Annotated in this window: 16 protein-coding genes; 8 read left to right on the top strand and 8 right to left on the bottom strand. The window is 30.9% G+C overall.

Features of this window, described 5'->3' with window-relative positions; all coding sequences use genetic code 11:
- The first annotated feature begins 81 nt into the window (after positions 1-81).
- The 3 genes from LQ688_RS06110 (at position 82) to LQ688_RS06100 (ending at position 4,221) form a co-directional block, all read left to right on the top strand.
- Positions 82-1,170 (top strand): cysteine desulfurase family protein, encoded by a 1,089-nt coding sequence (locus LQ688_RS06110; protein ID WP_103269223.1) that lies wholly within the window; start codon positions 82-84, stop codon positions 1,168-1,170.
- Between the two features lie 4 nt (positions 1,171-1,174).
- Complete coding sequence (locus tag LQ688_RS06105) at positions 1,175-1,693, top strand: transcription repressor NadR (protein WP_103269222.1); 519 nt, start codon at positions 1,175-1,177, stop codon at positions 1,691-1,693.
- 179 nt (positions 1,694-1,872) lie between these two features.
- A complete protein-coding gene (locus tag LQ688_RS06100) occupies positions 1,873-4,221 on the top strand; it encodes an immune inhibitor A domain-containing protein (protein WP_239752690.1) in 2,349 nt (782 codons plus the stop codon).
- Between the two features lie 29 nt (positions 4,222-4,250).
- On the opposite strand, the gene LQ688_RS06095 is transcribed toward LQ688_RS06100, so the two are convergent.
- Entirely contained in the window at positions 4,251-5,147 is an 897-nt protein-coding gene (locus tag LQ688_RS06095; protein WP_239752689.1) for a LysR family transcriptional regulator, read from the bottom strand.
- A 114-nt stretch (positions 5,148-5,261) separates the two neighbouring features.
- Here LQ688_RS06095 and LQ688_RS06090 point away from each other — a divergent pair, with 114 nt between their 5' ends.
- Positions 5,262-6,413, top strand: coding sequence for an MFS transporter (locus LQ688_RS06090; protein WP_239752687.1), 1,152 nt, complete (start codon positions 5,262-5,264; stop codon positions 6,411-6,413).
- An 83-nt stretch (positions 6,414-6,496) separates the two neighbouring features.
- A complete protein-coding gene (locus tag LQ688_RS06085) occupies positions 6,497-6,718 on the top strand; it encodes a hypothetical protein (RefSeq protein ID WP_147640676.1) in 222 nt (73 codons plus the stop codon).
- Between the two features lie 217 nt (positions 6,719-6,935).
- On the opposite strand, the gene LQ688_RS06080 is transcribed toward LQ688_RS06085, so the two are convergent.
- The 5 genes from LQ688_RS06080 to LQ688_RS06060 all read right to left on the bottom strand — a co-directional run bounded on the left by LQ688_RS06080 (position 6,936) and on the right by LQ688_RS06060 (position 11,326).
- Complete coding sequence (locus tag LQ688_RS06080; RefSeq protein WP_017000016.1) at positions 6,936-7,286, bottom strand: hypothetical protein; 351 nt, start codon at positions 7,284-7,286, stop codon at positions 6,936-6,938.
- Positions 7,287-7,288: 2 nt separating this feature from the next.
- A complete protein-coding gene (locus LQ688_RS06075; RefSeq protein ID WP_147640677.1) occupies positions 7,289-8,014 on the bottom strand; it encodes a hypothetical protein in 726 nt (241 codons plus the stop codon).
- A gap of 14 nt (positions 8,015-8,028) precedes the next feature.
- Positions 8,029-8,889, bottom strand: coding sequence for a WYL domain-containing protein (locus LQ688_RS06070; RefSeq protein WP_017000014.1), 861 nt, complete (start codon positions 8,887-8,889; stop codon positions 8,029-8,031).
- A 114-nt stretch (positions 8,890-9,003) separates the two neighbouring features.
- Complete coding sequence (locus LQ688_RS06065; protein WP_239752686.1) at positions 9,004-10,077, bottom strand: hypothetical protein; 1,074 nt, start codon at positions 10,075-10,077, stop codon at positions 9,004-9,006.
- Between the two features lie 331 nt (positions 10,078-10,408).
- Positions 10,409-11,326, bottom strand: a complete 918-nt coding sequence (locus tag LQ688_RS06060) for a ketopantoate reductase family protein (protein ID WP_239752685.1) — start codon at positions 11,324-11,326, stop codon at positions 10,409-10,411.
- A gap of 140 nt (positions 11,327-11,466) precedes the next feature.
- On the opposite strand from LQ688_RS06060, the gene LQ688_RS06055 reads away from it, so the two are divergent.
- Positions 11,467-11,988, top strand: a complete 522-nt coding sequence (locus LQ688_RS06055; RefSeq protein ID WP_239752684.1) for a TetR/AcrR family transcriptional regulator — start codon at positions 11,467-11,469, stop codon at positions 11,986-11,988.
- 550 nt (positions 11,989-12,538) lie between these two features.
- Here LQ688_RS06055 and LQ688_RS06050 read toward each other — a convergent pair.
- Both LQ688_RS06050 and LQ688_RS06045 read right to left on the bottom strand, forming a co-directional pair.
- On the bottom strand, positions 12,539-13,816 hold the full coding sequence (locus LQ688_RS06050) for a hydroxymethylglutaryl-CoA reductase, degradative (RefSeq protein ID WP_239752683.1): 1,278 nt from the start codon (positions 13,814-13,816) through the stop codon (positions 12,539-12,541).
- The gene (locus LQ688_RS06045) at positions 13,816-14,973 is read right to left on the bottom strand and encodes a thiolase family protein (RefSeq protein ID WP_218708558.1); all 1,158 of its coding nucleotides are present in this window, start codon (positions 14,971-14,973) and stop codon (positions 13,816-13,818) included. Before LQ688_RS06045 ends, LQ688_RS06050 begins: the two co-directional genes overlap by 1 nt.
- A gap of 101 nt (positions 14,974-15,074) precedes the next feature.
- Here LQ688_RS06045 and LQ688_RS06040 point away from each other — a divergent pair, with 101 nt between their 5' ends.
- Complete coding sequence (locus LQ688_RS06040) at positions 15,075-16,253, top strand: hydroxymethylglutaryl-CoA synthase (protein WP_239752682.1); 1,179 nt, start codon at positions 15,075-15,077, stop codon at positions 16,251-16,253.
- On the top strand, positions 16,250-16,675 hold the full coding sequence (locus tag LQ688_RS06035; protein WP_239752681.1) for a MaoC family dehydratase: 426 nt from the start codon (positions 16,250-16,252) through the stop codon (positions 16,673-16,675). The genes LQ688_RS06040 and LQ688_RS06035 overlap by 4 nt, the downstream gene beginning before the upstream one ends.
- Positions 16,676-16,691 lie beyond the last annotated feature (16 nt).

Raw genomic sequence — 16,691 nt, 5'->3', positions numbered from 1 at the left:
ACACCTTACTTTACATATATGTTATATTTTATATACATTATATTGACACATGTAAAGAAAAATAACAAGAGGAGTTTTGAAATGATTTATTTAGATAATGCATCAACTACGATACCTGATAATGAAGTATTAAGTGTATATCAAGATGTTCAAAGAGAAGCGTTTTATAATGGAGAGAGTTTACATATAGGTGGACAACATACAAATCAATTATTGGAATCATGTAAACAATATATTAAAAAATATTTTGAAACTGATAAGGAAGTTATTTTTACAAGAAGCGGTTCTCATGCAAATGAAGTTGCAATACGTAGTTATTTAGAATATCAAGAAAGAGGAACAATACTTGTATCACCATACGAGCATCCTTCTATACATGCTGCATTAGAACTGTATAAGTCGAAATTCGAAATTTTAGACTTGCCTTTAGACGGTAACGGAGAAATTGATGTGGAGAAAACAACAAAACTGGTAACGGATGAAGTTGTTCTTATTATTACACAACATGTGAATTCAGAGACTGGGTATATTTTGCCGATAAATGATTTGAGTAACATTGCAATGGAAAATCATATTCCTATACATGTTGATGGCGTTCAAGCTGTTCATAAATTAGAAGATATAAACGTACAATTGTTTACTTCATATGCTTTTTCTAGTCATAAATTTCACGGAACTAAGGGCTCGGGTAGCTTGTTAATAAACCACGAATATGTAAAACCATTAAATGATTATTACTTTCATGAGATGAATACACAAAATGGCACGATAGATTCACCAAGTATTGTAGCCATGACAAAAGCATTATCGATTGATGATGATATTAATCACATGAAGAAAATGAAACAATATTTATTGAATCAAGCTGTCGAATTAAGGTTTACACCCATAGTATACAATGTGGAAGCACCTCATATTTTAGCTTTACTTTCTCCAAAGTTTGAAGGGCAATATATTATGCAATACTTATCTAATAGAAATATATGTATATCGACAGGTACAGCTTGTGGTCACGGAGCATTGTTAAGTGACGGTTTACAAGTTAAAATAGATACAATAGCAGAAAAGACGTATGACCAATATATTCGTTTTTCAATTAGTAAATATACGACAAAAGCAGATATAGATAATTGCTTTGAACATTTAAAAACAATCTTAAGAGGAGACTAGCGACATGAATAATCCCTTTAATCGCAGGAAAGCAATTCTGCAGTTACTCGAATCAACAAATGAGCCAATTAGTGGTAAACAGTTGAGCCAACAATTTGGTGTTTCACGACAAATTATTGTGAAAGATATCTCTATTCTCAAATCTCAAGAACATATTATTAATTCTACAAGCAGAGGATATGTGATTAATAATACGCCTCAAGGTAAAGCGTATAAACGTGTTATTGTATGCCAGCATAACAATGAAAGAATGGAAGAAGAACTACAATTAATTATAGATAACGGGGCCATGATTGATGATGTGGCAATTGATCATCCTGTGTATGGGAATATAAAAGCAAACTTAATGATAGAAACACAAGACGATTTAGATAAGTTTATACATGCAATGAATAAATTTGAAGGACAAATGTTAGCTCATTTAACGGACAATGTACATTTGCATACGATTTCAGCGCATACTGAAAAGATTCTAGATAATGCTGTTAGAGATTTAAAAGCACATCAATTTATAGTGGAATAAAAATCAAATTTTAATCTATAAAAGCACCTCCATATTTTTCGTATAATAACGAACTAATATGGAGGTGTATTATTTTTATATACTAAAAATAATTATTTGAATTATTTGAATTTTTCATTACTATTTTATGGATTATTGTATATAATATGTTTATATTACACAAATAAGGGGGATTTTTAGTGAATTCATGGTTTAAAAAATTAACATGTGTTTCTTTAAGTACAATAATAGCACTTCCTTTTTTATCACAAGGCGCTTCTGCTAACCAAGTCGCACCAAATGAAGATCGTTTACTTGAAACTTTAGAACAAGAAGGTGTTATTGAATCTACGAATACGCCTGAAGAAAAAGAAGAAAGATTAAAACGATATATGGATAGTAAAGGAGAACAATATCATCAAAAATACATACCTAATAAAGGACTTTTTGATAAGCGCTATAAAAAAGGTAATAATGGTAAACGTTTAGGTCAATTGAACAAAAATGAAAAAGAAATGTATAAGAAAAAGAATAATGGTAAACGAGTAGATAAAGTTCAAGAAGAAAAATATACTGGTAAAGTTCGTAAAGATAAAGTATTAGTTATAGCAATGGAATTTCCAGATTATCCAAATAGCTCTATTACAAAAGATGAAACAGATATGTATTATGACGAATACCCTGTTTCTCATTTTCAAGATATGGTGTTTGGAGAGAAAGGATATAAAGGCCCAAATGGTAAAAACTTGATGAGCATGAAGCAATATTATCAAAATCAATCAGGTGGCAGCTATGATATAGATGGTCAAGTACACGGTTGGTATAAAGCAAAACACCCAGCTAGTTATTATGGGGGTAACGCACCAGACGAAGGTGGTAGCGATAGTAAACCGAAAGAATTAGTGCAAGAAGCATTGGAACAAGCAGCAAAAGACCCTAGTATCGATTTAAGTGATTATGACCAATGGGATCGTGATGATATAGATGGCGATGGAGTGTATGACGAAAAAGATGGAATTGTCGATCATATTATGATTGTGCACTCTGGTCCAGGTGAAGAATCAGGTGGTGGTAAACTTGGAACAGATGCAATTTGGTCACATAGATGGTCGCTTGATTTTGATGAAAAAGGTGAGCCTTATACAATACCAGGAACTAATTCAGGATTAGACCAATTTGATGGTAAATTAGCAGCTATTGATTATACGATACAACCAGAAGATGGGGCAGCCGGCGTATTTTCCCATGAATACGGACATGACTTAGGATTACCAGACGAATATGACACAGAATATACAGGTAAAGGTGAGCCGGTATCATTCTGGTCAATTATGTCTTCAGGCAGTTGGGCTGGTGCAATACCAGGAACAGAACCTACTGGGTTTGATCCATATATGAAAGAAATGTTGCAAGAACAACACGGTGGTAATTGGCAAACGGGAAGTGAAATTAATGCAAGTGAATTTAAAGGTGAAACTTCAGAGTTAATAGATGAAGCAGCAACGAAAGGTACGAATAACGACGCAATAAAAGTTAATCTTCCTGACAAATCAACTCTGCTCCAAAAACCTGTACAAGGTAAGCAAGCATATTGGAGTGGCGCGAAAGATGATACACAATATTCGATGGAAACAGATTTAGACTTAACTTCAGCTAAGACAAGCGAGTTAAACTTCAAAACTTGGTACGATATTGAACAAGGGTTTGATTATGGTTACGTACAAGTATCAACAGACAACGGTGAAAATTGGGAGAATATTAAAGGCAATATAACAAACAATGATGATCCAGAAGGAAGCGGACAAAACCAAGGTAACGGTATAGACGGTAAATCTAACGAGTATAAAGATGCTAAATTTGATTTATCTAAATACGATGGTAAAAAGATTAAACTGCGCTTCTCATACGTTACAGATAAATATGAAACATATCCAGGCTGGTTTATCGACCAAATTAAAGTAACATCAAAAGATGGAAAAGAAATATTAAATGATGATGCAGAAAGTGAATCTGATTTTGAACTACAAGGATTTACCCAAAGTGATGGAAATCGCTACGATGAAAATTATTACTTATTACAATGGAGAAACTATACTGGACCAGACAAAGGATTAAAGAACATTAAACGCGGTGGCGGAACGATGGCTTATAATACCGGATTAACAGTTTGGTACGTAGATAAAAGCTTTTCTGATAATAATGTAAAAGACCATCCAGGACAAGGATTTATAAGTATAGTGGATGCAGATCAAAACACATTAAACTGGAAGAAAAAAGGTCTCAAAGATGACCCGGCAGCAACGCAATTCCAAATTAGAGATGCAGCATTTATCTTAGATCACCAACCAAAATTAAAATTAAAAAATGAAGAAGGATACGAACTACACGATAATAAAACGAAGAAAAATCCATTATTCGATGATAGCCAAGACTATTCAAATAAAGGGCAAGAAGACGCAGGCGTCTTAGTGCCAAACCATGGTTTAAAATTTGAAGTAGCAGCAAAAAGTAAAGACAATTCAGTAGGGAAAGTAAAAATCACAAAATAAAGTATAGATAAAAAGAGCTTGAAATAACTTTAAAAAGTCGTTTCAAGCTCTTTTGCTTTATCAAGAAATACTTGTGCAGCTTTGGAGAAACTATGGTCTTTTCTCCATACGATGTTATGTTTTGCTATAAGTTCTGGTTCGAATGGTATGAAGCATAAGTCACTTTCTTCTGATGTATTGATGATGCTGTCTAAAGTTAATGCATATCCTACGTTTTCTTTAACCATCAGTCCAGCGTTATAAGCTAAGTTAAAAGTAGATACAATATTTAATTGGTCGAACATATCTCCAAACCATCCTGTAAATTCATTATTAACGATAGTTGGGTCGATTGCTTGTCTAGAACATAATAATGGTAAGTCTATCAAATCGTCTTTAGTTACGGTTTTGTTTTTTGCTAATTGACTATTTCTTTTAGCGACTGCTCCCCATTTATCGTATGAAGGTAATGTTAATGCTTTATATTTTGTTAAATTAGCAGGTTGTATAAGGATACCGAAATCTAATAAACCTTTATCTAATCTATTTGCAATATCATCAGCATTACCACTGTATATGTGTAAATTGATATTCGGGTAGGTAGTTTGAATATTTTTAAAGATTTGAGCAATAAATTGCATACCTTTCGTCTCGCCACATCCTAAATAAATATTGCCTTCCACTTGTTTATCTATCACTTTAAATTCATCTTGCATTTTTTGTGACATAGCTAGTAATTCTTCGGCCCTCTTTTTAAAAAGTTGTCCTTCTTCTGTTAAATGTATATTGTGATTGCTTCTCTTAAATAAAGATACACCTAGTTCTTCTTCTAAATTTTTAATTTGTCGAGATAAGGTAGGTTGAGTAACATGTAATGAATTCGCGGCTCTTGTAATATTCTCTTCTTTAGCTATGGTGACAAAGTATTTTAGTATTCTTAATTCCATTTATACACCTCGTTATACCTTTTAGGCATTTCTAATGATGATTTAAAAGTATTTGTTATAACTCATTTTACACACTACACTTTATATATCAAGAAATTCAGGAGTGGTGATGTATTGAAACATAATAAATTGGTTATTCTTATACTCACTATAGGTGTATTCGGTATTTTGAACACAGAGATGGGTTTTATTGGACTCATACCTATTATTGCAGATGCGTTTGATGTAAGTGTATCAACTGCAGGATGGCTTGTTTCTAGCTTTGCTATAGGTATAGCAATATCAGGTCCAGTTATGCCTTTGTTATTATCAAAAATAAACAGAAAGAAAGTTATGATTTTTGTACTTGTCATTTTTATTATTAGTAACTTTGTAACATTATTTACATCAAGCTTTACAGTATTATTGATTGCTCGAATAATTCCGGCTATATTTCATCCAGTATATATATCATTAGCTTTTTCAGTCGCTTCTGATTCAGTAGATAAAAAAGATGCACCTAAAGCAGTGGCACGTGTATTTATAGGAGTATCAGCGGGGATGGTTGTTGGTGTTCCAATCGTGAATTTCTTAGCTACACAATTTAATTTACAAGTAGCTTTACTATTCTTTGCAGTAGTTAATATAATCGTACTTATTATGACTTTGCTCTTTGTTCCAAAAATGCCAGCGAAAACTTCAACAAGTTACGGTGGTCAACTAAGTGTATTGAAACGCCCTTTAACATGGATTTCAATTACAGTATCATTTCTATTTAATGCGGCAGTATTTGGTGTATACAGTTATTTAACAGATTATTTAAATATTGTTACACAAGCATCAAGTAGTTCAGTAACTGCAGTGCTGTTTCTGTATGGAGCATCTAATATAGTAGGTAACATTATAGCGGGTCGTCTATTAACGAGTATCCCCAAAAAAGCTATGTTTTTCTTGGCAATTGGGCTAACCGTAACTTATATACTTATGTTTAGTTTAGGAAAATACTTTGCTTTAATGATTGTTATTTCAATAATATGGGGGACATTAGCAGGAATATCTGCTAACGTTACACAATATGTCATTACATCGTCGGCTCCAGATGCACCTGACTTATCAAATGGGATCTTTCTATCATCTGTTAACTTAGGAACTACAGTAGGGACTTTCTTAGGTGGTATTTTTATAGCATCGTTAGGATCTAACTTTGTTATATTAGCTGGAATATTAATAAGCATCCTTAATATCGTATTCGTAATCATTAGAAATAAAAAAATTAATTCTTTATGATTTTCATGTAGTAAATATAAAACAAATATAAGACAACCATACCAGTAAACAAAAATATTATTCCTAACACTATATTGTTATCAATGAATAAAAGACTAGTAGCTATTAAAATAGTAGAAATTAACAAACAAGTATTAAAAATTTTGATAACAGTATTAATTTTATTTGCAGGGATTTTCTCTGATTCAATACCTGAGATTATATTGAGGTTCTTTGTTATTGATATGTATATAGAAAGAATTGTTGAAACAGTAATTAACACGATAGCAATTATTAGATCAGTAAGCATTGATATACACCCTTAATATTTATTGAGACAAAAACTAATCAATATTAGTATATTCATACTAACACTGATTAGTCTAGTGGTCGCAATTATCAAAATGAAACAAAAAAATAACCATCCAACTTTGGCGGATGGTTATTACAAAATCACACAAAGGCACCGTCTTTCGAACGTGCTTGTCAGGGTAACATGTTTGCGCATGTTACTCTTGTATCTTATTTATTCAATGTTGAGTTTTATTCCTCTTTTGTTAATTCTAACGTGTCGTCTTCATTACCGTATTGTGTTGGATTTTCTATGACTAATTTATCACCTTTAACTTTATAATTTAATTTCATCTGTTCTCCTTCTAAGCTAAAGGTCATAACTTTTTCATCAGGATTAATGTTACCATCAATTGTTCCATCACTTTCACCTATACCTAAAAACCCTTCAGATTCCATTGCATTAAGGTGTAACGAAGCATTACCTGATTCACTGTCTGCAGTAATGCTCATATCGTTATTTGAATAAGTACCATCAACTTTACTACCACATGCAGTTAATAAAAATAAGCTTGATAAACAAAGAATGAATAACTTGTTCATTATTAATACCTCCTATATTCTGGTTGTTTTCTATTATTTAATAAATCATTATTGTCACTCGCATATGCACTGGCCTTTCTACTATTATTCACAGCATCAGCACTTTGAGCAGCTGCTATTTCAGAGTTTTGTCTAGCGGCATATGCATCAATTGCAGCTTGTTCTGTATTACTAATCATAACTTGCTGATTCTGTTCCATACGTGCTCTATGTTGTTCAGTTTCATATAAATTAATTGCTTCTTTTAAGTTATCAGCTCTACCATCTCTTAAATATATAAATAAATTTACAAGTGCATTTAAGTGAGAGTATGAATTTGGAATACGCTGATATTCAGAAGATTGTAAAATAAGATTATTAATCCTTGGGATAAGTTGTTCAGAATTTTTGATTTGATTTAAACTAGGTATTACAACAGTATTTTCTAGTTCATTCATTTCATTTTTGTATTTTTTTGTGGCAAAAGGTTTTAATTTAAATTTTTTAAATAAAATAATATAAATTAAAAGAATGACGAAAAATTTCCAACCTATAAAAGTAAAAAATAATAGTGGAAGACATACCCAATTTAATATGATCATTTGCTTGCGACGATGTTTATAATTGATTGCTTCTTTTTCATTGGCTATTGTATTTCTACAAGCACGTATAGTATCTTGTTCAGCTATAACTTTTTGATGTGCATTAATTAAAAATCCTAAATCATGCAATGTTTGTTCCTTATTCAACATTTTCATCTCCTTTAACTATATAGACCTTTTATTGTTTCTAAACGATCAATAAAGCTATTGATATAAGACTTTGGTGCTAACATACGTGCTAAAGGTGCAAGTTGGTAAGCGATATAATAGGCATCTAAATCAGTGCATGATACCTCAGTAATAATTTTATTGCCTTCATTTTTTAAAATTTTTTGAATAGAATATTGTTGTTCAAATTGTTTCCAAATAGATTTGTCTATTTCAAATTTGAAAGGTTTATTATTCTTGGCTTCGTCAAATTTTGATTCTAATAATCGGATATCAAGAATATCTCGAACTTTAATAGTATAAATATTATTTTGATATTCATATGTAAACCAATAGTCATAATGCATATATATTAGTGATAAAGGCTTTATTACAATTTTTTTATCTAAAGTAATACGTACCATTAATTTTTTGGCGATACTTTTTTGCAAAGTCATAAGGTGTTCACCAGGTAAAATATCGGGACGTATATTAAAATGATTTAATACGCTTTTTAACACAAATTTATCTTCTAAACGATTTTTAGAAATTTCATCCAAGAATAAATTGTATACATTATTATGTAGAATAGGTGTTAAACTTTTAATTGTAATTAATAAACTTAATAAAGCTAAACTATTTTTCGAATAAGAGCCATTAGAAAGTTGATAACCATCTAAGTTACGACTATATACAACTTTTGTATGTTTATTATTCCAATAATCACTTTCATAAAAGAAATTATTTAAATCATTGATATCTCTTTGAATCGATTTGCTTGATACCCCAGCAATTCTACTAAACTCAAAAGTATTTACTACATCATCATTTAATAAACGAGTAAGTAGTGTTAGTACACGTGTCGCTTTATCCAACGTAAACAACTCCTAATATATAATATAAAAATTAAAGTGGACAAAATGTGTCTTTTTAATAAAAAAATATCATAAATAATAAATTGTAACAAAAATGATATTAAAAATAATTACTTAATTTATATCTTCTAAGCGTTGAGATATTATCTGATAAAAATTAGTTAATGAAATTTCTTGATAAATAAGGTTAATAACTTCTGAAACATTTTGATTTTTAGTGGTATAAGGTAATATATTATTTTGAGATAAAGCAGCATTTTGAGACTTAAATGAATACAAATATGGAGCAATCTCCTTATTAAAGTTGATGTCGAGCTTTTCGCATATTTTTTGCATAACATTTACCCAATCTTTAATAGAACGAAGAATTACTTTTGGTTTATTCTTAATGTCTTTTTCATTTAAAATACAATTAATGATCTGTTTCGCAATAAATATACTACTTGGTAATTTATCAGTTTTTACTTTCAAGTCATTTTTATTTTTATTCCGGTATGGTACAAGTTCTACATTACATATTCTCATAGTGCTTAAATGAAAATAAAATTCATTTTCAATGTCATAGTTAGAGCTTGAATAACTTTTTAATTTATTTATTTTATCGAACATATTTTTATAATAAGTATTTACTTCTCTAAAAGGCTTATTAAAAGATTTACTAAAATATAAACTATAATAATAAGCTACTTTTTTTATTTCTGTTTGCTTTTGATCTAGAATAGGCACTGATTCGTTATGTAGTTTATATAAACTTTTAAGTTCTTGAGATATAACATTATCTTTAGAAAAGATGTGGTTTTTATAATCTTCAATATTTATAAAGAATTCGTGAGCTTCTAAATTATAATCATTTTGACTTTCAGCTAACTCATTCTTGATATATTCATTTACAGATAAACATTTATTAGCTTGGCTATTCGACATATGACTCTTAGGGTTAAATAGTCCAATGATGATTTTTGCATTTTCAAGATTACCTAACACTTGATTAGGTATGCCCCAATCAGCCGCTTTGCAATTATCGGTATTGATAAAAGGTTTATCTTCGTCATGAATCCAAGAAAATTTGTTATTTAAGTTATTAATATTTTCATTTTTTAAGTTAATATACTGCTCAGATATATTATTAATATTTGTCTTATTCCAAAATTCTTCGATATTATTCCACGTATTATCAAATAATGACATTATTAGTTCTTCCTTTCATATAATTTTAGTTATAAGAAATTTAATTTAAAATTTATTTAATTAACTAATAAAAATAAACTAACATTTCAAAAAGACATATTGTGTCCTTTTGAATAATTAATGCCATTTTAGTTTGATAAATTCTGCTATTTCTATAAAATATAACCAAAATAAAAATTCGAAAAAATAAAAATACTTTTGCATATGCAAAAGTATTTTTATTTAGTGGTAAATTCATCAATTTTATATAATTTATTATAAAAAATTACCGCTCAACAATTTTTATATTTAATTCACTTGTTTATTTAAATCATGTCTATGAACGAGAATGTTAAGTTAGTATATTTACTTCTTTAACTATCCGATCTAATTGTCTAGTTGTTATTACACTTTGCGTATTTAGTAATTTAACATCTTCATATAGTGAATCTACTTCACTCATTGAACCTTGGACTTGATCCATAATTTTAATGTTTAAAATTATTTTCAGTAGAGGATATGCGATAAATTTAAATTTTTTAAATAGCGTAGCTTGTGCTCTTGGGATGATTTTATAGTTACTGTGTTCTAATAATAAGTGTATTTCGTTGTATGAATTTATGATTTTCTTAATAAGTTGCTTTTGTCTTCCTTTATATTGATTTTTCAACATTATACCGGTATTCAGAGGTATAATCATTGCTGCATGTGAGATAAGCCAATCCTCAAAGTTAGCTTCGTAAGTTAATTTTATAGATAAGTCTTTAAATATCTCATCGAGTATATTATGAAATGGTATTTGTCCTTCAAGATGACTTACTTTTAACTCTCCGGCATTAAATTTAAGAACAGTTGTCTTTGCTTTATCTCTATTACCGCCAGTCATTAAAAAGCCAAAAGAAATATTTTTGTCTGTATTTGATTGTTCAAGAACTGTTTTACGAAGTTTCTGTGGATTAGTGTTATTCCCGACAAAAATAATGTTTTGGGTAATGTTTTTTGCTAATACAGGTACAACGGAAAAGAAGTCCGAGTATTTCATTGTCACAAATATAATGTCATATTGGTCAGTCTCAGATAATTCACTTATATAGTTAAAATGGTCGATTGAATTTTTCTTTTGTAGAAAGTGCTTTAATCTGACACCTCTTTCTTGTAGGTTTTCGTAAGTCTTACCTCTTGCAAGTATAGTAATATTATTGTCACGTTTGTTAAGTGCATGTGCCAAAAATTGTCCTTGAACACCAGCACCATATATGAGTATATTCATTTTTGTTCTCCTCTCAGTTAATAAACATTTGTTCATTAACTTGAAGTTATCATTGTAAAAGAGTAAACTCAATAAACAAAAAGTAGATAATGATGTTTAATGCACACATATTAAAAATTGTTGAGAAAAAAGGAGTTATTATGGATAAGAGGAAAGAAAAATCACAACAACTTATTATTGAAAGTTTTATAAAATTAATGCAAGAAAAGGATATTGCTAAAATATCTATGAAAGATATAGCAGAAGAATCTAATATTAATAGAGGTACTATTTATTTAAATTTTATCGATAAATATGACATCCTTGACCACGCAATAGATTTTATAATGGCAGAGGGAATTGAAAAATGTGCTAATTTCATGTCCGAGAGAGATGATGCACAGGAAAGCATCCGTGAAATATTTAAAGTTATAGATAAACAATACGAAATACTTAAGAAATTGGTACAAAAATCAGATTTAAACGTACTGAAACAGACACTAACAGATAAATTTAAGTCGAATATTAAACAAGAAAATAATGAAATAACAATACAATTCCTAGCATCGGCGATTGTAGGCGTAATTGTTTGGTGGATAGAAAAATCTAGACCATGTTCTATAGATGAATTAAGTAATAAATTATGGTATTTATTAGAACCACATATTGAAGAATTTCGATGAAGGTATGGTTAGTTGGATTATTGAGGCAGAAAATCCAATAAAAACAGGATTAGTTGGATTATTGAGGTAGAAAATCCAATAAGAGGGCGTTTATTTGGATTAATGAGATAGAAAATTCAATAAGAGGGTGTTTAGTTGGATTAATGAGATAGAAAATCCAATAAGAAGGTGTTTAGTTGGATTAATGAGTTAGAAAATCCAATAAAAGGGTGTTTAGTTGGATTAATGAGATAGAAAATCCAATAAAAGGGTGTTTAGTTGGATTAATGAGTTAGAAAATCCAATAAGAAGGTATGTAGTTGGATTAATAAGATAGAAAATCCAATAAGAAGATGTTTACTTGGATTAATGAGATAGAAAATCCAATAAGAAGGTGTTTACTTGGATTAATGAGATAGAAAATCCAACAAGAGATCCTCTACGTGTATTCACATAATATTTAATCCAACAACAGTAACAACTCTTGCTTTTTTGATTAATCCCATCCAAAAAAGAGCTAAGGATTTATCTCCCTAGCTCTTTTTCTTACTATTTTCTTACTATTTTCTTACTATTTACTTCTAATTTCTTTTAATATTTCTTCAGCTGTAGTCAGATTTGGGTTAGATGATTGTTTTAAGGCTGTTGTTACAGCGTGTATTTCGTCTCCTTTGGCACCTATTTTAATCGCGAGTGATTTATAGTGTAGGTTCATATGTCCTTGTTGTATGCCTTCTGAAACGAGCGCTCTACATGCTGAGAAGTTCTGTGCTAACCCAACTGCTGCCATTACGTGTCCTAGTTCTTGTGATGTTTGTACGTTTAGTATGTCTAATGCAACTTTTGATGCTGGTAACAGCCCGATACCACCACCTATTGTTCCGATTGCTAGTGGTAGTTCAATACTGCCGATAAGTTGTTTGTTTTCTTTATCAAATTTCCATGTTGTTAATCCTCGATATTGTCCATCTTTACTAGCATATGCATGTGCGCTTGCTTCTACGCTTCTTGTATCATTGCCTGTAACTAACACGACTGAGCTAATACCATTCATAACTCCTTTGTTGTGTGTGACAGCTCTATATGGATCTATGTGAGCTAATACAGATGCTCTTTCCATACGATATGCAACTTCTTCTCCACTCATACCATTTTTCTCTAAATCTTTGATGTTGATTTTACCCTCGATACGTACAACAGATGTTGTGTTGTAATTGGAAAGGATGCTCATCAATATTTCATTGTTATCGAGTTCTGTTTCTAAGTAGCTCGCAATACCTTCAAGTATAGTGTTGATAATGTTAGCCCCCATTGCATCGCATGTATCCACATGGACTTTTAAGGAAAGCATGTGTTCTTTAGGGAATTCATCTATTTCTATTTTTTGATATCCGCCGCCTCTTTTCTTGATTGACGGATACGCTTTGTCGGCTACTTTATGGATTTGTTCTTCTAATGCATATATTTTTTTGCTTAATTCTGTTGTATTGTTTACTTGATCAAATACAATTTGTCCTAATTTAGTTGTTCCAGTCTTAATGATTTTTAGACCGCCCGTATTGTTAAAAAGTTTTGAACCATAACTTGCAGCTGCTACGACTGAAGGTTCTTCAACCATCATAGGAACAACATATGCTTTATCGTTTACTATTATTTCTGGCAATATACCTATTGGCAGAGTACCTTGTCCAATAACATTTTCAATTAAATTATCTAATAGTTCTTTATCTATTACAGAATGATTGTGTAGGATTTGTTCAGATTCTTCATTTAGCCAACCATGTTTTTTGAGTTGTTCAATTTTCTCTAATCGAGATAAATGTCTAAAGTCTTTTGTTAATTTTTCCATTATTGATCTGCTCCTCTTTCTATCATTAAAGCAATACCTAAGCCACCACCGATACAAGCTGTCGCGATACCAGTTTGTTTATTCTCTTGATGTAGTGCATAAGATAAAGTTGTAACCAATCTTGACCCTGTGGAGCCTAACGGATGTCCTAAAGCAATTGCGCCACCATATATGTTGAAAATCTCATCTGGAATATTTAAATTTTTCTTAACTGGTATACTTTGAGCTGAGAAAGCCTCAGTCATTTCTACTAAATCTATATCTTCGATAGTTTTGTTAACTTTATTGAGCAATGCTTCAACTGCATAAAAAGGTGCGTATCCCATATATAAAGGGTCACAACCTATTTCTGAATGTTCTCCTAACGTAGCTAAAATTGTATAATTGTGTTCTTTAGCATAGTCTTCATCCATTAGGATTAAAGCAGATGCGCCATCGCTTAATGCTGATGCATTTCCAGCTGTAATCGTGCCGTCTTCTTTAAAGATTGTTTTTAAAGAACCTAAATCTTCCATGTTACTTTCAGGTCTAACTAATTCGTCAGCATTCATCATTTCGCCGTTTGTATCTTCGAGTGGAACAATTTCCTTATCAAATTTACCTGCTTGAATTGCTTCATGAGCTTTCAAATGAGAATTTAACGCAAATTCATCTTGGTCTACACGACTTACTTCATACTTTTCAGCAATACGTTCAGCAGTTAAACCCATTGGTATTTGATTAAATACATCTGTTAAACCATCATGCATAAAACTTTTTACAGGAGCAGTATCCTTTTTTAAAATAAGTTCTGGAGCATTTGTCATGCTTTCGATACCACCAACAGCTACAACCTCAGCTTCTCCTAACTGTATGAGTTGTTTACCTAAAATAATAGATTTTAGGCCAGATCCACATACTTCATTTACTGTCATTGCTGGCGTCTTGTATGGGACGCCTGAATTAATACCGATTTGTCGAGCAGGATTTTGACCACTGCCAGATTGAATAACATTCCCGAAAATAATATTTTGTATTTGAGCTGGATCTATTTGAATTTTATCTATAGCAGATTTTAAGGCAAAAGTGCCAAGTTCCACCGCTGAATAACGGCTTAATTTCCCTCTAAATTTTCCTACAGGTGTTCTTTGAGCACTTACGATAACAACTTTTTTCATGAATTGTATCTCCTTTTATAAATTTATTAATTAATATTTGTAATTAAATACCCTCATTTGATATGATTTTATTATAAAATAAACCTCGAAAGGAATTTATTATGATAATAGGTATTGATAAATTAGATTTTTATATCCCAAACTTCTATGTCAGTATGACTGATTTAGCAAAAGCACGTCAAATAGAACCAGAAAAATTTACGATTGGAATTGGCCAAACAAAAATGGCTGTAAATCCCGTGAGCCAAGATATCATCTCTATGGGTGTCAACGCAGCTCAAAATATGTTAACTGAAGAAGACAAAAAAGATATCGAAATGGTAGTCGTTGCTACAGAATCTGGTGTTGATCATTCTAAAGCAGCATCTATAGAAATACACAGCATGCTTAATATACAACCATTTGCACGTTGTATAGAAATGAAAGAAGCATGTTATTCAGCTACAGCAGCTATTCAATTAGCTAAAGATTTCTTATCTAATCGTCCAGACAAGAAAGTTCTTGTCATTGCTTCAGACATTGCACGTTATGGTTTAAACTCTGGTGGAGAACCTACACAAGGTGCTGGTGCAGTATCAATGCTAATTAGCCACAACCCTAGAATTTTGACGTTAAACGACGACAGTGTTGCACATACAACAAATGTATATGATTTCTGGCGTCCAACGTCTGAAAAATATCCAGTAGTTGATGGAGCTTTATCTAAAGACGCATATATTGATTCTTTCAATACACTTTGGAATGAATACACTAAAAGAACTAAATATGGTTTAAATGATTTTGAATCATTCTGTTTCCATGTGCCATTTACTAAAATGGGACAAAAAGCCTTTAAGACTATTTTAAGCGAAAACGTAGAAGATTCAACAAAAAATAGATTGATGGATGCATATCAAGATTCTGTTAACTATAACCGTGATGTAGGGAATATTTATACAGGTTCATTATACTTAAGTTTAATATCTTTACTTGAAAATCACGAATTTAAAGATGACCAAAAAATCTGTTTATTTAGTTACGGATCAGGAGCAGTAGGGGAAATATTCAGCGGTTCACTTGTACCGGGCTATGAGAAAATGTTAGATAAAGAAAGACATTTAGATATGCTTAAATCTCGAAAAGAACTGACTGTAGAAGAATACGAACATTTCTTTAATCGCTTTGATAATGGAGAATTTGACCTTGAGCAAGAATTAACGCAAGATCCATATACAAAAGTATATTTAGATAGTATCGAAGGTCATATTAGAAACTATAAACAACAAGGAAATGAATCATGAAACTAGATGAATTTTCCATCGGTGATATATTTGAAACAAAACCATATGCTTTAACTGAAGATGATGTTAAAAAATTTGCTAGTGAGTTTGATCCGCAATACATGCATTTAGATCATGAAAAAGCTAGTCAAGGTATGTTTCAAGGTATTATAGCATCAGGTATCCACACGCTCGCTTTATCATTCAAATTATGGGTGGAAGAGGGTAAGTATGGTGATGATGTAATTGCTGGCACTAAGATGGAAGCTGTTAAATTTATTAAACCAGTATATCCAACAGATGTATTAAGTGTGCGAGTTGAAGTCATTAATAAGAAAGTATTAAATGATGAACAAGGGTTACTCACTGTTCGTTTATCAACATTTAATGATAAAAACATAAAAGTATACCAAGCAGAATTAACAGCACTTATAAAAAGATAATAAAACGCGCTTTCAA

The organism is Mammaliicoccus sp. J-M40 (genome assembly GCF_022386395.1).
Classification (GTDB): domain Bacteria; phylum Bacillota; class Bacilli; order Staphylococcales; family Staphylococcaceae; genus Mammaliicoccus; species Mammaliicoccus lentus.
This window is presented reverse-complemented; position numbering and strand designations above follow the sequence as displayed.